Origin of the sequence: Mesorhizobium sp. M0145, assembly GCF_040322355.1 — a bacterium.
GTDB lineage: Bacteria > Pseudomonadota > Alphaproteobacteria > Rhizobiales > Rhizobiaceae > Mesorhizobium.
In genome coordinates, this window is sequence record NZ_JAMYTK010000008.1 from 1 (window position 1) to 21,852 (window position 21,852).

General features: G+C 59.0%; 24 protein-coding genes. 16 read left to right on the forward strand and 8 right to left on the reverse strand.

Going from position 1 to position 21,852, the window contains the following annotated elements:
- Window positions 1-172: 172 nt before the first annotated feature.
- Both NKJ28_RS14280 and NKJ28_RS14285 read right to left on the reverse strand, forming a co-directional pair.
- Window positions 173-1,702 carry a pyridoxal phosphate-dependent decarboxylase family protein gene (locus NKJ28_RS14280; protein WP_352636093.1) on the reverse strand — a complete coding sequence of 510 codons (1,530 nt, stop codon included), beginning with the start codon at window positions 1,700-1,702 and terminating at the stop codon, window positions 173-175.
- A 25-nt stretch (window positions 1,703-1,727) separates the two neighbouring features.
- Window positions 1,728-2,813 carry a PLP-dependent cysteine synthase family protein gene (locus tag NKJ28_RS14285; RefSeq protein WP_023678947.1) on the reverse strand — a complete coding sequence of 362 codons (1,086 nt, stop codon included), beginning with the start codon at window positions 2,811-2,813 and terminating at the stop codon, window positions 1,728-1,730.
- 201 nt (window positions 2,814-3,014) lie between these two features.
- Between NKJ28_RS14285 and NKJ28_RS14290 the strand changes: the two genes are divergently transcribed.
- Window positions 3,015-5,057, forward strand: a complete 2,043-nt coding sequence (locus NKJ28_RS14290; RefSeq protein WP_352636095.1) for a transcriptional regulator — start codon at window positions 3,015-3,017, stop codon at window positions 5,055-5,057.
- A gap of 122 nt (window positions 5,058-5,179) precedes the next feature.
- On the opposite strand, the gene NKJ28_RS14295 is transcribed toward NKJ28_RS14290, so the two are convergent.
- The 3 genes from NKJ28_RS14295 to NKJ28_RS14305 are packed head-to-tail and all read right to left on the reverse strand — an operon-like array spanning window position 5,180 to window position 7,195.
- Window positions 5,180-5,509, reverse strand: a complete 330-nt coding sequence (locus NKJ28_RS14295) for a hypothetical protein (RefSeq protein ID WP_352636097.1) — start codon at window positions 5,507-5,509, stop codon at window positions 5,180-5,182.
- Window positions 5,510-5,534: 25 nt separating this feature from the next.
- Window positions 5,535-6,227: a L,D-transpeptidase gene (locus tag NKJ28_RS14300; protein ID WP_352636099.1), complete on the reverse strand. Its 693-nt coding sequence runs from the start codon at window positions 6,225-6,227 to the stop codon at window positions 5,535-5,537.
- On the reverse strand, window positions 6,224-7,195 hold the full coding sequence (locus NKJ28_RS14305; protein WP_352636101.1) for an ABC transporter substrate-binding protein: 972 nt from the start codon (window positions 7,193-7,195) through the stop codon (window positions 6,224-6,226). Before NKJ28_RS14305 ends, NKJ28_RS14300 begins: the two co-directional genes overlap by 4 nt.
- Before the next feature lie 928 nt (window positions 7,196-8,123).
- Between NKJ28_RS14305 and NKJ28_RS14310 the strand changes: the two genes are divergently transcribed.
- The 7 genes from NKJ28_RS14310 (at window position 8,124) to NKJ28_RS14340 (ending at window position 13,993) form a co-directional block, all read left to right on the forward strand.
- On the forward strand, window positions 8,124-8,474 hold the full coding sequence (locus NKJ28_RS14310) for a hypothetical protein (protein WP_023678953.1): 351 nt from the start codon (window positions 8,124-8,126) through the stop codon (window positions 8,472-8,474).
- A gap of 37 nt (window positions 8,475-8,511) precedes the next feature.
- Window positions 8,512-8,952 (forward strand): hypothetical protein, encoded by a 441-nt coding sequence (locus tag NKJ28_RS14315; RefSeq protein ID WP_031212356.1) that lies wholly within the window; start codon window positions 8,512-8,514, stop codon window positions 8,950-8,952.
- A gap of 113 nt (window positions 8,953-9,065) precedes the next feature.
- The gene (locus NKJ28_RS14320; protein ID WP_156937405.1) at window positions 9,066-10,061 is read left to right on the forward strand and encodes a PDZ domain-containing protein; all 996 of its coding nucleotides are present in this window, start codon (window positions 9,066-9,068) and stop codon (window positions 10,059-10,061) included.
- A 39-nt stretch (window positions 10,062-10,100) separates the two neighbouring features.
- Entirely contained in the window at window positions 10,101-12,404 is a 2,304-nt protein-coding gene (locus tag NKJ28_RS14325; RefSeq protein WP_352620864.1) for a lysozyme inhibitor LprI family protein, read from the forward strand.
- A gap of 105 nt (window positions 12,405-12,509) precedes the next feature.
- Window positions 12,510-12,917, forward strand: a complete 408-nt coding sequence (locus NKJ28_RS14330) for a lysozyme inhibitor LprI family protein (protein ID WP_352570169.1) — start codon at window positions 12,510-12,512, stop codon at window positions 12,915-12,917.
- Between the two features lie 117 nt (window positions 12,918-13,034).
- On the forward strand, window positions 13,035-13,535 hold the full coding sequence (locus NKJ28_RS14335) for a hypothetical protein (protein ID WP_352636104.1): 501 nt from the start codon (window positions 13,035-13,037) through the stop codon (window positions 13,533-13,535).
- Window positions 13,536-13,621: 86 nt separating this feature from the next.
- Window positions 13,622-13,993, forward strand: coding sequence for a DUF4087 domain-containing protein (locus tag NKJ28_RS14340; RefSeq protein WP_352636106.1), 372 nt, complete (start codon window positions 13,622-13,624; stop codon window positions 13,991-13,993).
- A gap of 107 nt (window positions 13,994-14,100) precedes the next feature.
- Here the strand turns inward: NKJ28_RS14340 and NKJ28_RS14345 are convergent, their stop codons facing one another.
- Complete coding sequence (locus NKJ28_RS14345) at window positions 14,101-14,469, reverse strand: hypothetical protein (protein ID WP_352636108.1); 369 nt, start codon at window positions 14,467-14,469, stop codon at window positions 14,101-14,103.
- A gap of 245 nt (window positions 14,470-14,714) precedes the next feature.
- Here NKJ28_RS14345 and NKJ28_RS14350 point away from each other — a divergent pair, with 245 nt between their 5' ends.
- The 6 genes from NKJ28_RS14350 to NKJ28_RS14375 all read left to right on the forward strand — a co-directional run bounded on the left by NKJ28_RS14350 (window position 14,715) and on the right by NKJ28_RS14375 (window position 19,578).
- The gene (locus tag NKJ28_RS14350; RefSeq protein WP_352636110.1) at window positions 14,715-15,650 is read left to right on the forward strand and encodes a hypothetical protein; all 936 of its coding nucleotides are present in this window, start codon (window positions 14,715-14,717) and stop codon (window positions 15,648-15,650) included.
- Between the two features lie 60 nt (window positions 15,651-15,710).
- On the forward strand, window positions 15,711-16,703 hold the full coding sequence (locus NKJ28_RS14355) for a hypothetical protein (RefSeq protein WP_352636112.1): 993 nt from the start codon (window positions 15,711-15,713) through the stop codon (window positions 16,701-16,703).
- A 23-nt stretch (window positions 16,704-16,726) separates the two neighbouring features.
- A complete protein-coding gene (locus tag NKJ28_RS14360) occupies window positions 16,727-17,539 on the forward strand; it encodes a hypothetical protein (RefSeq protein WP_352636114.1) in 813 nt (270 codons plus the stop codon).
- A gap of 489 nt (window positions 17,540-18,028) precedes the next feature.
- Complete coding sequence (locus tag NKJ28_RS14365) at window positions 18,029-18,637, forward strand: hypothetical protein (protein ID WP_352636116.1); 609 nt, start codon at window positions 18,029-18,031, stop codon at window positions 18,635-18,637.
- A gap of 87 nt (window positions 18,638-18,724) precedes the next feature.
- Window positions 18,725-19,105 (forward strand): DUF3768 domain-containing protein, encoded by a 381-nt coding sequence (locus NKJ28_RS14370; RefSeq protein ID WP_352636118.1) that lies wholly within the window; start codon window positions 18,725-18,727, stop codon window positions 19,103-19,105.
- Entirely contained in the window at window positions 19,105-19,578 is a 474-nt protein-coding gene (locus NKJ28_RS14375; RefSeq protein ID WP_352636120.1) for a hypothetical protein, read from the forward strand. The genes NKJ28_RS14370 and NKJ28_RS14375 overlap by 1 nt, the downstream gene beginning before the upstream one ends.
- On the opposite strand, the gene NKJ28_RS14380 is transcribed toward NKJ28_RS14375, so the two are convergent.
- On the reverse strand, window positions 19,511-19,774 hold the full coding sequence (locus NKJ28_RS14380) for a helix-turn-helix domain-containing protein (protein WP_352636122.1): 264 nt from the start codon (window positions 19,772-19,774) through the stop codon (window positions 19,511-19,513). The two genes, NKJ28_RS14375 and NKJ28_RS14380, sit on opposite strands and share 68 nt — an antisense overlap.
- 81 nt (window positions 19,775-19,855) lie before the next feature.
- Here NKJ28_RS14380 and NKJ28_RS14385 point away from each other — a divergent pair, with 81 nt between their 5' ends.
- On the forward strand, window positions 19,856-20,491 hold the full coding sequence (locus NKJ28_RS14385; RefSeq protein WP_352636124.1) for a DUF4339 domain-containing protein: 636 nt from the start codon (window positions 19,856-19,858) through the stop codon (window positions 20,489-20,491).
- 26 nt (window positions 20,492-20,517) lie between these two features.
- Window positions 20,518-21,000 carry a superinfection immunity protein gene (locus tag NKJ28_RS14390; protein WP_352636126.1) on the forward strand — a complete coding sequence of 161 codons (483 nt, stop codon included), beginning with the start codon at window positions 20,518-20,520 and terminating at the stop codon, window positions 20,998-21,000.
- Between the two features lie 366 nt (window positions 21,001-21,366).
- Here NKJ28_RS14390 and NKJ28_RS14395 read toward each other — a convergent pair whose 3' ends face one another.
- Window positions 21,367-21,846 (reverse strand): hypothetical protein, encoded by a 480-nt coding sequence (locus NKJ28_RS14395; protein WP_352636128.1) that lies wholly within the window; start codon window positions 21,844-21,846, stop codon window positions 21,367-21,369.
- Window positions 21,847-21,852 lie beyond the last annotated feature (6 nt).

A 21,852-nucleotide genomic window follows, 5' to 3' on the forward strand; every position in this document is an offset into this window, starting at 1 on the left:
GACCCAGAACACGATCCGCCATCCCGAATCTCCCTGCTTCGACCATCATCACAGAATCACCAATCGGCTTCTGTGCAAAGGTCTCCTTGTGGGAGAAGGTGGATTGGCGCGCAGCGCCAAGACGGTTGAGGGGTGCGGACGGAGTGCCGTCGGTATCAAGCTGGAACACCCCTCATCCGGCCGCTTCGCGTCCACCTTCTCCCACAAGGGGAGAAGGAAGAGCCACGCCAGGCCTTGAAATCTCCAGTCCAAGCCGCACGGTCTCCCGCACCAGCAGGTCCAGATCGTCGCGCCGGGTGCGGTGGTTGTTGATCGCCACCCTGAGGCTATGCTGGCCATGCACCGTCGTGTCGGAAATGGCGGCGATGCCTTCTTCCTGCAGCCTCAGCATGATCTCGGTATTGAGCGCTTTCAGGCGCTCCCCGCCCAGTCCGTCCGCGCGGTAGCGAAAGCAGACGATGTTGATGCTCACCGGCGCTACCAGTTCGAGTGCCGGTTCGGCCGCGATCAGCGCGCCGAGATAATGCCCTTGCGCGATGTTCTGGTCGATCAGCCGGCCGAACTTTTCGATGCCGTGCTCTCGCAACGCCATCCACACCTTCAGAGCGCGAAAGCCGCGCGTCGTCTGCAGGCCGTAATCGTGCAGCCATTGGCCGGAGGCCAGGCCGCGCGGCGTCGATTCCAGATATTCCGGCGTCACCGCGAACGTGCCGCGATGCACGGAGGCATCCTGGATCAGCGCGCAGCCGACCTCGAATGGCGCGTGCAGCCATTTATGCGGATCGAGCGCGATCGAGTGGGCGTGCTCGATGCCGGCAACGCGATGCGAATTGTCCGGCGCAATCGCAAGCAAGGCGCCGATGCAGCCATCGACGTGAAACCACAGATTCTCTTTTGCCGCCAGGTCAGCCAGCGCTTGCAGATCGTCGATTGCGCCGGTGTTCACCGTGCCGGCCGTACCGATTACGCAGGCCGGCTTGAAGCCGGCGTCGCGGTCCTCGGCGATCGCCGCCCGCAACGCAGCGATGTCGATCCGCATCCCGGCATCGCTCGGGATGCGACGCAGCGCCCGGTTGCCGAGGCCGAGCACTTCCATTGCCTTGCGGTGACAGGAGTGAAGCTGGTCGGAGCCGTAGAAACGCAGCGGCTTGTCGATGCCGGCAACGCCGTGCTCGCGTATGTCGATGCCGGCCTTGGCGTTGCGCGCCACGGTCAGCCCGATGATGTTGGCCATCGAGCCGCCGCTGACCAGCGTGCCGCTGGCCGATTGCGGAAAGCCCAGCATCTGCTTCAGCCAATCGACGACCTGGCCGTCCATCAAGGCGGCGGCGTGGTTGCCGCCGCCGAGGTTGGAGCCCTGGATCGCCGCCAGGAAATCACCGAGCGCCCCGGTGAAATTGCTCGACCCCATGTACCAGGCCCAGAAGCGCGGATGGATATTGCCCATTGGATAGGCCATCAGCTTCTTGACAACGTCGCCATAGACATCGGCCAGCGGCGTTGGCGATTGCGGCAGGGACGCGGTGAAGAACTCCCTCACATCTCCAGGCATCTCCTGCCACACCGGCCGCTCTCTGACATCGCGCAGGTAGGCGACGGCATCGTCGACGACCCGATGCGACAGGACCTGCACATCTCCCCAGTCCGAGGGGTCAAGCGTTTCCTCGGCGGTCGTGGCGGGCAATCCAGACGGCGTGTCCATGCAGGTCGCTCCCGATATGCCGCCGTCACGCCGGAAACTGGCAGCCGGGCGTCGACTGCGAAAGCGCAGTCTCCTCGGCGTCCATCTCCGCCTCGATGCCGTCGAACAGCGGTGTCGTCATGTAGCGTTCGCCAGTATCGGGCAGCATGCACAGGATCACCGAGCCGGGCGCCGCCTTTTCCGCGATCTGCCGCGCCACCGCGAAGGTCGCTCCGCCGGAGATGCCGGTGAAAATCCCTTCCTTCTGCGCCAGCGCCTTGGCCCATTTCATGCCCTCGGGCCCGGCAATCGGCACCACCTCGTCATAGAGGCTTGCGTCTATCGCCTCCTGCAGCACGTCCGGAATGAAGTCGGGCGTCCAGCCCTGGATCGGATGCGGCTCGAACGCCGGATGGCTGGCGGCAGGCGCGCCGCCGGTGCCGCGCTGCTGCGGCTTGCCGCTGCCGATAAGCTGCGCATTGGCCGGTTCGGCGAGCACGATCCGGGTCTCCGGCCGCTCGCGGCGCAGCACGCGTCCGACGCCGGCGACGGTGCCGCCCGTGCCGTAGCCGGTGACGAAGCAGTCGAGCCGCGAGCCGGCGAAATCGTTGATGATCTCGCGCGCCGTCGTCGCTTCGTGAATGGCGGCGTTGGCCTTGGTTTCGAACTGGCGGGCCAGGAACCAGCCATTGGCTTCGGCGAGCTCCACCGCCTTCTTGTACATGCCGAAACCCTTCTGGGCGCGCGGCGTCAGCACCACCTTGGCGCCCAGCATGCGCATCAGCTTGCGGCGTTCGATGGAAAAACTGTCGGCCATCGTCACCACCAGCGGATAGCCCTTCTGGGCGCAGACCATGGCAAGGCCGATGCCGGTGTTGCCGCTGGTCGCCTCGACCACGGTCTGGCCAGGCTTTAGAGCGCCGCTGAGCTCGCCTTCCTCGATGATGTTGAGCGCCAGCCGGTCCTTCACCGAGGCGGCGGGATTGAAGAACTCGGCCTTCACATAGATCGTGGCATGGTCCGGTCCGAGATTATTGATGCGGATCACCGGCGTATCGCCGACCGTGTCGAGAATGCTGTCGAACAGACGGCCGCGCCCGGCGGTGGTTCTGATTTTCTGTTGATGCAACATGTCGATCTCCTCGCCTTGTCGTTGTCTCTTGTCGTCACGGGCCGGTTACAGACCGGTGGCTTGGGCGGCGAGGTTTCGAGACCTTGCCGCGCTACATTTGCCTCCGGCAATGCCAGCATCCGGAGCGGGAATTCGTTGCCGGATGCACCGTGTCGCGTTTGGTGATAAAACAAAGGCCGACTGGCCAGCGTGGGAGCAGGCGTGGAAACGCTCGTGGAATCCGCCCGATCGAGCCTCCACGGCGAGGTGGCCGGCTTTTCCGTGCGTCTGCTCGGACCGCTGACGATCGCACGCAACGGCATCATCATCCAGCTCCCAAAATCGCGCAAGCTGTGTGCGCTGCTCGCCTATCTGGCGCTGGCGCCGCATCCGGTCGGCCGCAGCCGCCTCTGCGAGCTTTTGTGGGATGTGCCGAACGACCCGCGCGGCGAGCTTCGCTGGTGCCTGAGCAAGCTTAGAGGCATCCTCGATGAACCGCATCATCGCAGGGTCGAGACACCAGGCGACACGATCGCGCTTGATCTGAGAGGTGCTTCCGTCGACGCTGTCGACATAGCCTCGGCCGCCGCCAAGGGCGTTGAGACGCTCGGTCTAGAGCGGCTGCAGGCTCTTTCCGGAATGTTCGCCGGCGACTTTCTCGATGGGCTGGAGATCGACCGCAGCCCGCATTTCAACAGCTGGCTGATCGCCCAGCGCCGCCGCTTCGGCTCTTGGCACGCCGCAATCCTGGAACATCTCGTCAACAAGCTTCCGGTGGATGCCGACAGATTGTCTTCGCATCTGGACAAATGGCTGGAACTCGCTCCGTTCGACGGGCGCGCGCATGTGGCTCTTCTGAACGGGCTGGCGCAGCGCGGCCAGTTTGACGCCTGCGAGGAACATCTCGCTTCCGCAGCGCAGCTGTTTGCTTCGGAGGATCTGGATTTCGGACCCGTTCGTGAGGCATGGCGCACGATCCGCAACGAACGACCTGCCGCTACGCTCTGGGCGCGACCGTCACTCGTACCCGCGGCCCCTCACGCGTCAATTGTGCTTCCCAATTCCGACACTGCTGCATCGCAGAAGGCTTCGCTTGCGGTGATGCCGTTTGCCGAAGAGACGGCTGACGGCGGCCCACGCGGAGGCATCGCCGATGGCCTGACCCACGATATCATCACCCGCCTGGCCAAGCTCAGGGATTTCTTCGTCATCGCGCGCGGTTCGGTGTTTGCGCTCGCCGAAAAAAACATTGGGCCGGAGGATGCCGGCCGTCGGCTCAATGTCGATTATGTCGCCACCGGCACGGTACGCAGCCAGGCCGGCCGCGTCACCGTCGCGGTCGAGCTGGTCGAAGTGCGCACGGCCAGGATCGTCTGGGCCGAGACGTTCGAGCGCAAGCCGAACGACATCTTTGCCGTGCTCGACGACATCGGCAACAGCATCGTCTCGTCGATCTCGGCCGAGATCGAGACGGTCGAGCGCAACCGCGCCATGTTGAAGGCGCCCAATTCGCTCAACGCCTGGGAAGCCTACCACCGCGGTCTCTGGCACATGTATCGCTTCACCCGCGCGGAAAACGAGCAGGCCCGGCATTTCTTCGACATAGCCTTGAAGCTCGATCCGACGTTCGCCCGCGCCTATGCCGGCCTCTCCTTCACCCATTGGCAAAATGCCTTCCAGCGCTGGGGCGACCGCGACCACGAAAGCGCCCTGGCCTTCGAGGCAGCCGGCCAGAGCCTGCTCGTCGACGATCACAATCCGGCCGCTCACTGGGCCATGGGGCGGGCGCTGTGGCTGCGCGGCGAGCAGGACGGCTCCCTCATCGAGCTGGAACGCGCCGTAGACCTCAGCCCGAATTTCGCGCTCGGCCACTATGCGCTATCTTTCGTCCATTCGCAGTCCGGCGACCCGCAGGCTGCGATCGGCTCATCCGACCATTCCAGGCATCTGAGCCCCTTCGATCCGCTGCTGTTCGGTATGCTGGGCGCCAGGGCGATGTCGCATGTCCGGCTCGGCCAGTTCGACGAAGCCGCCGAATGGGCGCTGAAAGCAGCCGCGCGTCCCAACGCCCACGCCATCATCCTCGCGATTGCCGCGCATTGCCTTGCGCTGGCGGGGCGGCTGGACGAGGCACGAAGTTTCGCCGCTGCGCTGCGCAAGATGCTGCCGAACTACTGCGCCGACGATTTCATCGGCACGTTCCGCTTCGAGCCGGACGCCGAGGCGCTGTTCCGGCAAGGCGCCAAGCGGATCGGGCTGGGGTGAGGCAGGCGCGCGGTTTGCCAGGCTCTCCAAACCGCTCATCGCGGCTGGCCGCCCCAAACATCGTCATGTCTGCAGCCAGGGCGCATCGTCAGGTTGGTTGCGAATTCGTCGACCAGAGCGGATCAGACGGGCTCAACCGATTTGACGTTGCCGTCGGTATCCACGAGGCAGCTTGTCTTCTTGCCACTGGCATCGAGTTCGACCTGATAGGTCTTGGAATCGAGCTTGCTCGATGAAACCGGAAGTATCTTCGTGCTGTCGACATCGCTCGCCTTGGCGACCGCATTGGCGCAAAGCAGTTGAAGGTCCGCCGGGGCAGTCTCGACCTTGGTCCTGGACATCTGGTCCTGAGGAGGCGGCGGCGGCGCGCTGACGCAAGCGCTAACGGCTCCAGCCAGGAATCCGATTGCCGTCACCAGGATCGAAGTTCTCACTGCATCTTTTGCCGACATTGCTTGTCCCTCTCCGAATGCCGCTTCACACACCCTTGTAAAGTGCCGCCCCCTGCATGAGAACGATAACCTTGGCTCCAACCTTGACGCGGGACGCGAGATCGACGATGTCGTCGTTCCTCATACGGATGCACCCCGATGACACGTCGAGCCCGATAGTCCAAGGCTCCGGGGTGCCGTGTATCCGGTAAATCGTGTCCTGGTCGCGCTCATAGAGATAGAGCGCCCTTGCGCCGAGCGGGTTGTCGGGCCCTCCCTCCATGCCTCCGGCGTATTTCACCGCCTTCGGATCGCGAGCGACCATTTCGGCCGGAGGTGTCCAGGTCGGCCACTCCGCCATGCGGCCGACGCGCACGATGCCGGCCCATCCAAACCCTTCCCGGCCCACGCCGATGCCGTAGCGCATGGCCCGCTGATCCGGCTGCACAAGATAGAGGAAGTGCTGGTTGCCATCGATGATGATCGTGCCTGGCACTTCCGCGGTGCGGAATTTGACCATCTGCGGACGAAATGCCTCGGGCACCTCATTATGCGCGGCATAGTATTTGCGCGCCTTGGTGCGATCGTAGTCCACCCATTTGTGGCTTTTCGGGTCGAAAACCTGTGTTCCCGCAGCCAGCGCCGCCACCGCGACAAGACCGAACGCCGCGGCGACGACTGCCGTGAGGGAGCGCCGCCGGACGGTGCCGCGTTCCGCGAACATAGGATTTCCGCTCATGGATTTGCCCACCCGTGCACCCGTGCGCCTTGTGCGGCAACCCATTGTTTGGCGTATTCGTAAGGATCCTGACGCTCTACCTGGAGCGCATAACTCATCTTGGTGATTTCCTCGGGCCTCAGGTCGACCCGTTCCAGGAACGCCACCACCTTCGGATATTTATTGCGCAGCGAGGTGGCGTAGGCGATATGGAAATGTGCGGTATCCCATGATACCGGCGCGCTGGACTTCGAGACCCAGAGCGGATCTTCTGACGGCAGCACGATCTTCCACTTTGCCGGGTCGAAGGGCGGCTCGGTAAGGCGGACAATGTCGTGCAGCTCAAAGACGTAGTGCGGCGCGTAGCAGGCAAACACCATCGGATGATCCGTGGCGACGGCGGCATCGACAGCCGCCATTCCGGCATCCTCCGGCGTCTCCAGCAAGGTCATTGTCTTGGCATAGCCATAGCTGTTGGCGCGGACGCGCTCGATAGCGGTCGAGGACCAACCCTCAGCGCCGATCCACAGTTCGCCGCGTCCGTCGCCATCGGTATCCAACGCGGCCGTTTTCTTCGTATCGCTGAGATCCGAAACATCGTGAATTCCAAATTTGTCGGCTGCTTCACGCGTCGCGCAAATGCCTTGCCAGGCCGGCACTCCAATGGGGCTGATGGCCACCGTGCCGGCCCCGTCCACATACTTCTTCACCAGATTGTCCAGATTGGGCAGCCAGATTTCGGGATGAATATCCACCTCACCAGAATTGAGACCGGCAAAGGCAATAAGCGTCCCAATCTCGCGCACGTCGGCATCGAGCCCGAAATTTTCCTTCAGGCTGACCTTGAGGATATTTGCCGTCGCCTGGCCCGACGGCCAGTTCGGCATTGCAATGACGAGATCAGCCGCGTGGACCGGGATGTTTAGCGCCAGCATCGTCAATGCCGCCAGCGACACTTTCCGCAGGCACTGCCGAAATCGGTTGTGCATCTCTTCCCCCTCGCTTCGGTGCTGAAATGAACCGGGACGGGAACAATCTGTCGCGGCAAGCACCGGACCCATCTTCTGACGGGCAACTGCTGAAGCTGCGGCAGTGCGTTCGCCAAAGAGAGCGCCTTCACGTGCCGCCCCTGCACGCTACCCGATGACAATCCGACTGGGAAGATGCTCACAACGCGGCCGCGGCGCCCCACTGTGCCCCTATTTGGCACGCCGCAGCGTTGAAAAGTCGGGCAAAGGGGCGCGTTTCTTTCGGCCCTCGCAACGGTTGGCTGGGTTCGAAAAAATACCACAATAGATCGCGATTAGGGAGATTGTATAAGATGTGGTATCGTCGCGCCTTTTTTGTAGAGCTGGCGCAAAATTCACAACAACATAGAATATTACTTGTACTAGCTCGGCTTAATGAGAACAAAACTAAGGAAGCATTCCTGAATCTTGCTACTGATCACATTTCAGTATCTGCTAAGATAGCTCGTGCTGATTCCGAATTATTAAGCATTTGCAAAATTCAATCCTGCGATATTTGGATTTGTCCTTGTCATAGGCTGCCTCGGATGCATTTCTTGGAAGCACAGCCGCGTCAGCGGATCGTTGAAACATGCTTGGGCGGACGGGGCACTAAGCATGGAGAGGAATATTGACACTCGCTAATGCGGCGGCCCCCGCTGGGAGCGTTCCCTCCCACGTAAGAGATTACGGCAACCGTCGGCTAAGTCGTCGAATGCATCGCCCACAGCCTGGCTCTCGTTTGATGGCCGGCGAAGCTTTGCCCTCCTCCGATTGGCGCCAGCCTTCGCGGCAAAAGCGAGGATCGCCGCCTGCAATGGCCTTCCGATATGGACGATGTCCGCCGCCAGCCAGTCGGAGGAATGAATCATGGAAACTCGTAATCTGTGCGGCCTTGGCCACTGCTTTGATGGCGATCGTCGGTTGTACCACCGACGACTACGATGGTTGTCGCGGAAAGGGCTGCCTGGTTGATCGGTCCCATAAAGGGAGCCGGAAGATAGACGACCGGCCGCAGTTCGAGAGGAACGGCAATCCCAACTTCGATACCAGGGGCCGTTACATCGGCTGCCATGGGCTCGGATGTAAAGTCGACGATCCTGATGACGGGGATCAAAGCATCGACGACAGACCGCAGTACGACAAAGAAGGCAATCCGAACTTCGATACGCAAGGCAACTACCAAGGCTGCCGCGGCATCGGCTGCGAGGTCGATACACCGGACGATGACAATTCATCAGACGACGACGATTCCGATTAATGGCCCCTGCAGCGAACAACGAAGAGGATAGCCACTCATGTCTGAATTGAACGGTCTCATCCGTCGACGTGTCAAAATCGTCATGGTCGGCCTTGCGGGGTTGGGAATGGCGCTGACGTCCGCTTTCGCTGCGAATAACGCCTGTGACGGTATAAAGGTCGAAGTGACGAAGGCGCGCAAGCAGGAATATGCCCCTCTCGTCGTCTCGGCGATGACCAATAAGTTCAAGCCCGCTCAGGCAAAGTTCTTCTCGATCATGGAGAGCGGCAGCTGGAGCGCCGCCTACGTCTCCACGCCGGTGAGCGACGACGGCGTGATGTTCTTCCAGACAGTCGACGGAAAGAAGCAGTTTCGCGACGTGTGGGGCGGCTATGCCGAGCCGTCGGAAAAACCTGAACTGGTATCCTGGGCGAAGAAGCTCGGAGCGCCGCAAGACCTGGCAAAGTGTTTTGCCGAGGAAGTTACGGAACGACGGTGATGATCGCTGGAAATTGCCGCTGACCGTTGGTGCAGGGGGAGAATGATTGGTGAGCGCTCCGGGGCGCCGGGGCTCTGAGATCGACTCCAATCATCAGCTGCAGGATGTGCAAAATGCAAAGTCTTCGAAAATCCAGACTGATCGTGCAGTTCGCCCGTGCATTGGCAACGTCAGTGAAAATGACGGCCGTCGTAAGCGTAACCGTCCCGCAAACGATCAATATTGCGCATGCCAGCAAGTATGATCTGCCGAAACCCTACGTCTCCCGGGCTCTTGATGCGGTTCTGATACCGATCAATCACGCCTCTCGGCACCGCTACCAGATCCCGCCAAAACTTCGCGGGGTGTATGTCCTGGCTGTTGCACCCCATGGCATTGCCGCGCGGCAAGGTATCCGACCGGGTGACGTGCTTGCCACAGTGCGGCATCAACCGATTTCGACGCCGGTTGATGTCGACAGACTCGTTTGGGCCGCCCTTGCCGTGAGTGCCACCAGTTTCCTGTTTGGCGTGAACCGCGGGACAGAAGTCGCAGATGTCGTCGAGGTCAACACCAACATCACCGTCAACAACTTCAACACCAACATCTCGGTCGACAATATTTCGCAATGGACGAGCGTCGACAATCGAGAGGAGTGGACGCAGATCGTCGATGAGTATGACGACGAGATGGAGACGGGCCTCAATGATACGAGCTATCGCGAGGACGACTCGCAGCCTGGCGACGCCAATCCGGACGCAAATGTGTCTTCTCCCGATGCTGACGACGACGATACCAGCACCGATACTGACGACAATAGCCCGGCCGACAGTACCGACGACAACAGTTCCGATCAGGACGATTCGAGCGATCAGAACGACGATGAAAACTCAACGGACGGTGATGATGACAAGAACAGCACCGACACCGACGACGATAGCACGGATGACGATGCGTCGGATGACAGCACTGACAACAATGATTCCGACGATCAGGACGATTCCAGCGATCAGAATGACGATGACGACCCGTCGGCAGATGGTGAAGACGAAAACAGCACCGACAGTAATGACGATGCGTCGGATGACAGTAACGACGCTGACGGATCGGACGATGACGATGCCAACTAGCGGCCGACCGTGCCGGCAGTTCTGGACAGAGGGCAATCGATGAAAACCGTGATACTAAGCGCTGCCATGGTTCTGGGCATGCCGGCTTTCGTATTTGCCCAGGACAAGTGCTACGACGCCGCCAAGGATCAGGCCGGCCCGAACGAGTGCGCCGATGCCGCGTCCAAGAAATCCGACAAGAAGCTCAACGAGCTTTACAGGCAGATCGAAACTCGCCTGAACGACGATGCGGATACCAGGACGCTTCTCGTTCAAGCACAGCGGGATTGGATCAAATTTCGCGACGCGGAGTGCAGTTTCCAGACCGCAGGAGCGGCCGGAGAAAGCGTAATTCCAACGCTCATCGCGGAGTGCATGGACAGCCTGACGCAATCCCGTGTCAAAGATTTCGAGGGTTACCTGAAATGCAGGGAAGGCGATGCGAGCTGCCCCGTTCCGGCAGCGAACACATCACATGCGGTACCTGCCGTGGCCGATGAGAACGGCCAGACCGGCCTTGCCCAGGCTGCCGACCCGATACCTATTCCGTTGCAACATGTTAGGGGCCACGGAAGCGCTGACGTCGTTTATCACAATCTCGGGATTGCGCTGGGCATCAATGGTGCCAAGCCTCGTCTGTTCGAATTCGACACCGGGTCGGATGAATTCAACGCCGAGATCGATTCGAGTGTCCCTGGCGTAGAGCCGGTGCACGGCAGCAAGCCCGAAATGTACGCCTATGGAGACGGCACCTATGGAGATTGGGTACAGCAGGTCCGGTTCGACAGCCTGTCCTATTACGATCCGGATGATCCCTCGCAGCCTGTCGTAACCTTCGACGGTGGCTATGGCGCCGGTCGGGTGGTGGATTACGTCTTCACCAAGGGTTTCGGCTATCTCAAGGATATGAAATTGACGCAAAAGCCCGTTGGCCACCGCGGCGATACGCCGGTCTATGCGGATCTTAATGCGCGCAAGAGCATGCAGAATGGCGAACCCGGTGGTTCGACGACGTTTTACGGTGTCTTTGGAGCCGGCGATTTTCTCGATGAGGGGGACGAGGCCGCCGCTCCCGCCAGTCAGACACAAAGCGGCTATGTGGTCTCGGCCAATGCAAATCTTGGAAAGAAGACGACACCGGGCTGCGCTCCCTGCCTGACGCTGAATTTGTCCCCCAGTCTGAGATCCCAGTTTACGGCCCTGATGCCCTGGGGCGAACTGGATTATGAATTCCGCCAGAGACGATTCCCGCGATCAGGCGCGAACGCATCCAATCACTACGAAGGGTCTTACCATTATACAATTTCTTTTGATCATAAGGGAAAGAAGCAATCGGTTGATTTCAGTGGACCTGTTTTATTGGATACTGGATCGTCGACCTTTCTCGGTATCACCACAGAAGGCTTTTTTAATAAGCTTCGCTCGAAAGGATTTAAGCTTGATGAATATGATTATACGGTAGTCGATTTTAGGATTTTGGGATTTGAAGATAGTTTCAACAACAAGGAATACAGCGATGTCGTTATGGATCGACAAAGCGATGAGGAGGGGGGCAATGGAGTTGTTGTCGGGCTACCCTTCTTCCAGTCAAATTCCGTAATGTATGATCTGGAGAACAAGACGACCGCATATTCACCCTATTTTGTCAGCGCTGCTAACTTTACGACAGACGCGGCTGCCGAGGATCAAGTGCAGCTGAATCGCGCGACCAGCGATGCTGGAAGCAAAGGCTGGCTCGGACTGGCCGGAATAATCTCCGGCGCCGGCGACTTCACGATCGAGAAGGACGCGGACGTGCGCATGACCGGGGCCAATACCTACACCGGCACAACCCATATCGCGGCCGATGGGTATCTTACTCTGGCCGGGCCGGGCAACATCGAGCATTCCTCGCGCGTCATGGTCGACGGTGTGCTCAACATCGATCAGAAAGGAAACTATCTGAAGCCCTGGGGGGTGGCGCACTCCCTGAACGATACGGCCATTCGCAACCTTAGCGGTAAAGGCGAGGTCTATCTGGGTGCGGGCAGACTGATCCTGACAGAAGCCGACGGGCAATTTGATGGAACCATCGCGAACTATGATGACGCCGGCGACAGCGGCGGCCTCGTGGTCGCCGGCGGCAAGCTGACCCTGAGCGGAAAGAACAAATATTCGGGCATAACCGAAGTGGCGTCTGGGGCGGAGTTGCGCGTGACCGGATTGTTGACTGGTGACGTTTCCGTCTCGGGACTGCTTGTCGTTGACGGGGAGGTCTCCGGCAAAGTCACGGTCAAGGAGGGCGGCAGACTGACCGGCTCAGGAAAGGTCGGCAGCGTCACGGTCGCCGAAGGTGGCAAAGCTGATCCAATGAAAACCAGATAATCAGGCCATGGGCACGGCCGACCGTGGCAATGACGGATAGCTGAAGAGAACATAGGGCGGGGCTGAGCAACTTAAGAGCTTGACTGCAACCGGAAAGGGAAATCGATGAAAATAGCGATACTGACTGCTGCCGCGGTTCTGGCTGCGCCGACATTCGCCCTTGCCAAGGACAAGTGCGCCGAGGCCAAGGATCAGGCCACCATGAACCAGTGCTTCGGTGCCGAGTTCCAGAAATCCGACAAGAAGCTCAATGAGCTTTACAAGCAGATCGAAGCCCGCCTGAAGGACGATGCGGATACCAAGAAGCTTCTTGTTCAGGCACAGCGGGATTGGGGCAAGTTTCGCGACGCGGAGTGCAGTTTCCAGACCGCAGGCGCGGCCGGAGGAAGCATGATGCCAATGCTCATCGCGCAGTGCAAGGACGGCCTGACACAATCCCGTGTCAAAGGTTTCGAAGGCTATCTGAAATGCCAGGAAGGTGACATGAGCTGCCCTGTTCCGGCCGCGAACTGACACATGCCACAGCTGATCGGATCACGATGAAGCCGGCGGCGAGCGTGACGTCGCCGCCAGACATGAAAGGATGCGAGGGGCATCATCATTGCGTGAGGGACTTGAGGGAGGTGGATTGTGAAACGCTATGGATCGTCGCTCGCAATGACAATTGCGGCATCTGTACTGTTGGCATGTGCCGTGCCGGCAACAGCCCAGACTGACATGAGCTTCGACGTTAACGTCACGCTTTCCAAGAAAGCAGCCGCCAAGCTCGCGGCTGACAAAGAGAGGATCGTTGTCTTCGCCTCCTATTACGGTGACCCGAAGCGGAGCGCCGAGAAGCATGCCAACGAAGTCGGCCAGATCGATCTCACGCCGCAGGACGAAGAGGTCGAGATAGCGGGCACAGCGGGCCACGCCCACGTCAGCGGCGCAAAGGTCGACGCGAAGCGTCTCGACTGGCTTGCCGGGCCGGCCAAGGTCAACGTCAACATTGCGTCGGCGCGCAAGAGCAGTCCGGACAATCTGCTCAGCTGCGACTTCATCGACGGTTCACTAAGTGATGTCCAAAGGAAGCCTGTGACGCTTCATTGCGGATTGATCGAAGAACATGTGGACACGAAGTTGAAGCCATAAGACTTACAAATCATGCGCCTCGCCACCGGCGCCAACGTACATTACTCGCGGCATGACCTGCTTACTTCAGGGAGGCAAAGATTCTCATGCGCCTGCTGTTCGCTATCTGTTTCGGCCTGGTCATCATGTCCTTGCCTGCGACCGCCCATGCCGAGCGCCGTTGTGGTTGGTACTCCAGCCCGACACCCGGCAACCTCGTCCTGACCGACAGTGACGGGGATTGGTGGATCCAGATGCAGGGACGCCCGGATCCCGAAGGCATCGACAATGTGCCGGCCTTTGACGAGCGGCAATTCGTCGAGACCAATGTACCTGGTTCGGGTCACGGCTACGGATGTGCGTGCATGAACGTCGTAACCAACGCCAAGCAACAGAAGATCACCAGAGTGATCTCGGGCCAAGTCCTTCCGCTGCTGCGCTGCCGCAATGACAGATCACTGCCTAACCCGGACGGATAATTGTTAGATATCTTGTGGATGCCATGGCTGACGGTAGGGCAGCCTAGAGCATTGGATCAAGAAAAAGCCCGGCAAACCGGGCTTTTTCTTGGGTCTCTGAAACCGCATCAATCGGTTCGAAACGGGAATTTGGTGCCCAGAAGAGGAATGGGCAGATTGCCAAAAAAAGACAACAAAATCAACGGCACAGCTAACCAATTTGCGCTGCCTGTGTAGCACCAGTGTGAGTTATAGTCGAGACGCACGATAGCACTATGTCGCCACGGTCGTTGTTGCTGGCATCCGGCTAGTTGTCGGATCAGGCTGAGGGCAGAGACGCGGACCTCTTCGCGTAAAGCAGTAAGCGTTGTTGCCACACGGCTATTGAAGGTTGGTTGTGGCGACGGGCGCTTGGGAAACAAAATTTCATAATTCGCATCTTGGTACTCTTGCAACTCGTAGATCCAATTAACAATTATCCGTTGTGAGTCACGCATGGCTCGCCTTGCCATAGACACAACTGTTATTGGCTTGTTCGGCGGCCTTCGGGACCGCTCAGGAACAGCGAGTTCATCGCTAATCGCGCGACCGGCGAGTGATGAATCAACGCGTACCGTAAGGTAAGCTCCGGTGGTCGACCGGCCGTTCCGTCACAGAAGTCCAACTCAACAGAGTCGGGCTGTGGCGGGCGGTATGGAAACCCTCCCCGCTGTCAGTTCGGCTCCTTTTTAGGAGCAATCAAATGGTCACCTCAAGAAGATCTACTGCTCGCAAGGCAGACCGTCAGGATTCCCGTCAGCAACCGACAGCGGATCTCCTCGCAAAAGCTGACGCGGAACCAAAAGACGACCCTACCAATCTAAAGCGCAAAGCGGCAGGTCGAGGCGTCACAGCTAGGCTACCTCAAATTCCCAAGCCCGCCGAGATCCTGAGACAGGGCGCCGCGAGTGTTCTTGCTGACGTGCGTAGGAACCTCACGACGTTGGCTGGCGAACACCGCAAGAGCCTATATCATGAGGTTACAACGGCTTACGCAGTCGGGATGGTTCTTAGAGCCGATCAGGACGAATGGCTTACCTTTTGCCTTCATAGCGATTGGGGGACCTTCAGAAACAGGCCCAAGGATTCTGACAGATCTGACGCCCTTCGCCATGCCATCAGATTTGCGGTCGGTTTCGGCGTTACTGAAGAGGCAAAAAAGGCCAAGAACAGGCGCGTTGACAGGCTGCATGGTGCGTTGAAATCGTTTTTTGCCGACAACGTTCCCCCCGCTGACATTCCGGCGAAAATACGTGAAGGTAGGGGGCTGGAAAAATTGAAAAGCGCTAATGCTACAAAAGCGGGGATTAGTAATCCCCCGAAGCAGGAATATTTGACGTTCCGAGTGCCACTGGATGCGGCTAACCGCAGGCTGCTGGAGCGACAATTGCGTTTTACCGTGCACCTTAAGTTGCACGTCGAGAAGCGTTCCAAAACTCGATTCGATGCGCAGTTGTTGGATTTGAAAACCGTAGATCGCCTGCCAATTGGCCCTTGTTACACACCGTTTGCACCGCAAAAGCCGTCAAAGCGCAGCAAGCCTGCAAACGACGATGACACCCAACTGAGAATACCGACGACAATACCAAAACGAAATGAGAGCACGGGTCACCGCCGGAAGGTGGTGACACCACGATAGCCGGGCCGCAGCTCAAAGAGCGTGTTTCAAGACTGATGAACATGTCTTGGCGGCGCAATTATGCGCGTCGTCAGCACCGCACATCAGCATCAGCTGGGTCGCTTTAAGCGACCCAGCGGCATGACACACGCCACACTTCGCAATCCCCACAACCGACTGAAAGACAGGTGCGGCATGAGGATATTAAGCCTCGCAGCTTTTAGAAGCGTGCATCGACAATTCGAAACCATGCTTCGCGATTTTTCGACGACAGCCCGAGGGCGGAAAGCTTTCGATGCAGACACTCTTCAGCGCATGGAACGGCGAAAAGGGATGTCGCTGTTTGCAGTCAACGTTCGTAGCCGAATCCAACTGGCTTGGGCCGCAGATCGTGAATTTGCCAAACTCGTTTCGCGTCGTCGTGACGAAGAGTTCTATTTTGTTACGCTGTCGCCCAAGGAGTTCGCGATCCCTATCGAGATGGCACCGAGCTTCGATCATAAATCGCTCAGGATGTGGGCGAAGGAACAGCTTCGAGGGCTGAACTACGTGGGGATGATCGAGGCCGCGTACTACAGCAATTACAACCCCATTCCCGGCCGCCGAAGCGCAATGGTTTCTTGGCACGTGCACGCCATTGTATGGGGCTGTTCAGCGCGCAGGATCACGGCTGTGGTCGAACGGGTGAACGCCGTTTGCGAACCACTAATACCGTGCCGAGCTGCCGCTCACGCTCGTGGGATGGCGGGTGACACAGCCGCGAAACGTATCTTCTATATGTTGAAGATCGCCATCAATAACTACCGTGTGTACGCAAAAAAGGGGGACGTTGTGGACCAGCTCACTGGAGAGGTCACTGTCGGCAATACCGGAGAAATGGTTACAAGAAAATCACGACTTAGGCCCGGTCAGGCGGTGAAAATGGCCGTGGTGATGGGAAATCGGACGTTGCCTGTGTTGATGTTCTCGGCCGGTGAAGGCGCGGTCGTTTGGATAAGAGCTCGAGCCCTAACCCGAAGCAAAATTCGGCACGCCGACGAGATATTTAGGCGTAAGATAGACAGTCTTTTCTAGGGCGGTCACGTAGGGTGGGTTCAATGCAGATCACCTCGGAACAGCGGGACGCTTGGCTTAAGAACACCGCCCACAGTCCCTTCAACGTCTGGCTTGAGCCGCAGGTAAGAGGATCGGACGGCCAGCTCAATCTTGACCGATTATACGATGTGGCTATGCGCTATGGAATTGACCGGCAGGCCCGGTATTCATACCTGAACACGGGTCAACAGCGGATGATAATCGGGAACATGTTGCGGCGGGTGGTGCCTGCCCAAGAGTACGAAATCGCCGTGGCTGTTCTTCCGGTAGCCGTCTCGCTGGAGGCAACTAAGATTGTCGAGCAGGCAACCGTACTAAGCCGACCGGAAATCATTCGCACGGCGGGCGTAACCGACTTGCTGATCCTGCACAGCCAGATCATGGATGAGCTACGTGATCGGGAGATCGTGCGCACCGCCAATGCTCCTCTCGGCGACTATGCCGAGCTTTTGTTTGCGACGGCGTTCGGTTGGTCGTTGGAAAGCAATTCGTCGACCGGTCACGACGCGAAGGATGCCGCGGGCGTGCGATATCAAATCAAGAGCCGTCGAACAACGCCCCGGAACGCTTCCCGGCAGCTAAGCGCCATCCGGCGCCTACCCGACAACACCTTTGACTTTCTCGCTGCCGTTCTTTTCAACGAAAGCTATCGGGTCACAAGGGCAATCGTGATCCCACGTGAGGTCGTGGTGCGCCGTGCAAAGCGCGTCGAGCACACCAACAGCTGGCGGTTCATGTTGGACGACAAGGTCTGGGCCGACGAAGGCGCGCGCGACGTCACTGCGGCCCTCCTATCCGCTGCCGCCGCGATTTGAAAGCGTATCTCTGCTGCCATTATCGCGGATCGGGGGAGGCCATTTGGGAGCCCGAAGTACGCGTAGACGGGAATGCGGCCCGCATGTGAGCACCGCGCGGCCGCAGGCTTCCGACCAGAACCAGTCGAGAGGTGAATTCAGCGCGCAAACCATCGACATTCGCCCGCGAAAGCCCGTAGTCAGCCTCCAAACCAGCAGGTCTCAAGGGAGGGCTGCGGTGTGATTTCCAATTGCTTAAAAATGATAAGTCTTTGATCTTAAATAAAATTCTCTTGACAAAAGGCCTGCCGCCCGATATAGTGTGGTTGTTCAGATGAGCGGTTTTCGCCGTCGAAACGACCGAAAAGGTTTGGTGAGTGAGCTATTTCGCCACAGGGCATCGCCCCGGGCTTTTGCCGCCTTCGGCTTCACGCCGACACTGCCGACCATCATCTGAAAATTCAACCACTGAGGCCCCCATTCGGGGCCTTTATCTTTATGGAGACCTGAATGACCAATGGAGTACCTTCTGCCGCCTCGTCGGGATCCGCCTCGCCTGCCGTCATCGTTCTGGGCCTCGATGATGGCGGCAAAGCCCACGCCTCATGGTTCGGTGACAATGATACCGGCTTAGCCGAAAAGGCGGCTGGCATGATGGGCATGGCTGCCTTGCCAGTCGATGCTGACGATCTGCGGCAGCTAGCCGGGCGCTTGCCGCGGGGAAAGGTATTCGAAAGTGGCCGTGCCTTCGTGCCGTTTGTAAAGCGCGATCTCTATGAGGCTATCGCGACGCACCTTCCTGCCGGATACAAATTCCCAGTTCGCGTCGCCGACGACCGGCCGCCTGCTGCCAAGTCGAAGAAGGCCAACGCCACCGGCGCGCCCGAAAGCGGTCCCAAGCGCCCCGAACCATCGCGGCCGACTGACTGGAGTAAGATAGAAATCGGCAGCTTGGTCCTCGCCACCGAAGGTGCCTATCAAGGCTGGTTCGAGGCGCAGGTCGTGAAGATCAGCCCTGAGGGCGTCTACACCCTTCGTTGGCGTGACTGGCTCGACATGCCGGTGTTCACACGCCGCCTGATCCACATTGCCCTGCTTCATCCCGAGCATACCGATTGACGCCTGCTTGGCCTCGGGCGCGCAGCTCGGGCAGCCGCCCACCCTCTCAAAATTCATCGTTTGAAAACGGTCGCTGTGGCGGCCTGGATGAAGGATTCGCAAATGGGTTTGGAATGCAGCTTGGCTGATAAATGTGCGCTTGGCAGTCGCCAGCAGCGCATCGCGCAACTGAACGACAGTTTGCGCAGGACAGGTCATGGCGGGCGCTTCGTGATGACGGCCGGAATTGCCGCGATGAACGCGACCGTCATTGCTGGGATCTTGGCGGCGGTGGCTGCCTTCGAGGCTTTCGATGCCGACAACGACCCGCACGGCGAACACGACTGCGCTGTGCTGGAGGTCGGAGGTATCATCGTGATTTGGAGAGTCGACTACTACGATCTGGCGATGTCCTTTGGGTCAGATGATCCAGCCGACCCGTCGGTCACCACTCGCGTTCTGACCATCAAGCTCGGCGAGGAATACTGATGCTGGGGCGAGCCCTTTCCCGCCGGACTCTGCTGGCCGCTTTGCCCGCCCTTGCGATTGCGCCTGGAATGCCTTCGGTTACTGATGCATCGGACCGGCCAGACGGCGACGTAGCTCACCTTGGCTCCGATGATGTTTCGCCTGAGTTGATCAGAACTATTTGCGCTCACTGCGCCGCTTACGCAGGCCTGCGCAAAATCTCTCGCGAAACTGACGCTGTGGCTATTGGTCGACCGGCGACCGTCGACGAACTCAGCCGCCTGGATGCAGCGACTGATCTTGAGGAGCAGTTGCTACTTGCGCTGTGCCACCATCCTGCCGCGAACGATACCGAGCGCCATGACAAGGCAACCTACCTGCTTGGCATCTTTGAAGGCAATGATCCTGAGTCCGAACTGGTGACGGCTATCCTGTTGTCGATGACCCGGGAGGTACAGCATCAGGCGGTCGAATCTCTTGATCTGTCGGTTTGAGGAGATCGAGATGACTGACCCCGAGCGCACGAGCGATGGCCTGCAAGGTCTCAATCGTCGGGTTTCTCTTACCCCTTTCGAGGTCACTCAAATACTGCTGGCTGAGGTTTGACCGCTCAGCCACCTGCTCCTGCGTCAGGCCGCTGGCCGCACGTAACCGCGCAAAGTTCTCCCCGACCAGTTTTCGCATCTCCATGCGACCACCAATCGAGGAATTCGAGCGTTGAGTTTATCAACTATAGTATGTAAATCGAAAACGAGAGGGAGGCGGGCAGCAATGGCAGAGTGGTATTACGAGCAGGATGGGACGCATCGTGGGCCGGTCGCCGAGGTCGACCTCAACGTGATGCTTGCGAATCGCCTAATTGATCCGAGCACCCGAGTATGGACCGCGAGCTTCGGCCAAGCTTGGAAGCACGCGTTCGAGACGCAGCTGCAGATGCCTGCCCCAACTACGCCCCCACCCCTTCCGCAGGGTGCAAACTCACAACCACACCCTGTCGCGGCGGTAGCGCCGCCTGTCGCAAGCGTTCAGGCAGCCATTGTCTGTTCGAATACCCTCACCGAAAAATGGGCCATGTGGTTGGCATGCTCGCCACTGATTTTCTTGGCGGTGGATATTATCCTCGCCTCGGTTGGAATTGATCCCTATGGGGGAAGTTCCCAAGCCCGAGGTGCCACGCTGTGGTGCGGAATTGGCAGTTTCGTGCTCGCCTATAAAGACGCCAGCACAATCAACGCTGCCGGACGCAACCCGCAACACCGATGGCTTTTGCCCTTCATGCTGTTGATGCCCGTCGGCTATTTCCTCCGCCGTTGGTATGTCGCCGCGACACCGCTGACGCCACTTTGGATATGGTTGGTGAGCGTCGTCGTTTACGCGATGGGCGCAGGGGCGTTGTCAACACAATGAGACCGACGCTGCTCAGAGGGTGGCGGATGTGGGCTCTGGCGACGCCCATCATTTTGGTGTCAACCTCGGCTCGTGCGACCGATGAGAACCTCGATGCAGGAACAGCGTTCATTGCAGGATTCCTGCTACTGGCAGCTGCCGTCTACGAACTGCCCGCGATCATCGCCTTCTTCCGTCGGCATCCAAACAGGTGGTTGATTCTGGTGCTATGCACGGCGCTTGCCGGTACGGGTATTGTGTGGCTCGGCTGCCTGATTTGGGCGTTCAAAACGATCCACATCACCGATGATCCAACTGGGACCAATGGGGGTGAATCAGGATTGAATCTTCTAGCAAACGACGTTCAGCGGGTGCGATTGGAAAATCCGTCGGTCATGCATCCGTCAACTATTCAGACAGCGCACCATGATACAGTCGACAAATTGGAGCGCCTAAAAAAGCTTCTCGATAATGGCGTGATCGACGATGCGCAGTTTCGGCGCATGCGCGACCTGATCGCAGGCGGCTGAGGGCTTCGGGCCGCGTCAACACGGCAACCGTTGAGCGGCCGCACCTTTAAAACCGGGGCACCCTCAGCGCCGCGATAGGTGTTTTTCAGGTCATACAGGGCCCGCCAGCGCGCATCGAGCCAGTGAAGGCACCTTCGAGCGCTCAGCGAGCCTAGCGGCGCGGCTGCAAAGCGCCACGCGAACGTATTTTTGGCCGCCTTGCAGCAACTCGGGTTGAACACCCCTGAAAAAATCTCGTCTTGAACCTGAAGTCGATGCTTTCGAGGTTTCTTCGAAGGAAGTGCGACAAACGCTACTGGCTCCCAATTCAACTCACGCAAGATTGGTGGCGCGCGCAGGGGAGGAACTGCCGCGGACCACAGGGCCTCACAGCAACGCGCACTGCGCAAGCTTCTGTATGCCATCGCCAGCGATCCAGACGGTCATCTTATCGTTGGCCGCTTCGCGAAGCTCGAAGTCAATCGCCTCCAGTGCGCAATTCCCGCCAATCTGCCCGCCGCCTTTCCTCTCGATCATAAAGTAGCCTTCGGTCTTTGCCGGACCGACGAGAGGGATGGCCGCCAGAAGCGGAACCTTGACAAAGGACACCTTAAGTTGATTGCCGGGAATGTTCTGGTCGATCATGCTCTGGAGTGTCTTCGGCATCGATTGTGTGATCGAGAGATAGGAAAGACCCGTCCAGATTGCCACGCCAATGACTGTCAATACAAGCAAGGATGAAAGTTGTCTCACGCTGAAGCCCCCGCTGAATGGGAAAGCGTTATCCCGGTGGATGCAAGCCGTCAAACCGAGCCCTTTCGCAAAAGGCCGAGTCAGCCTCACCGCAGCCAACCAAAAATATTCCATTCACTC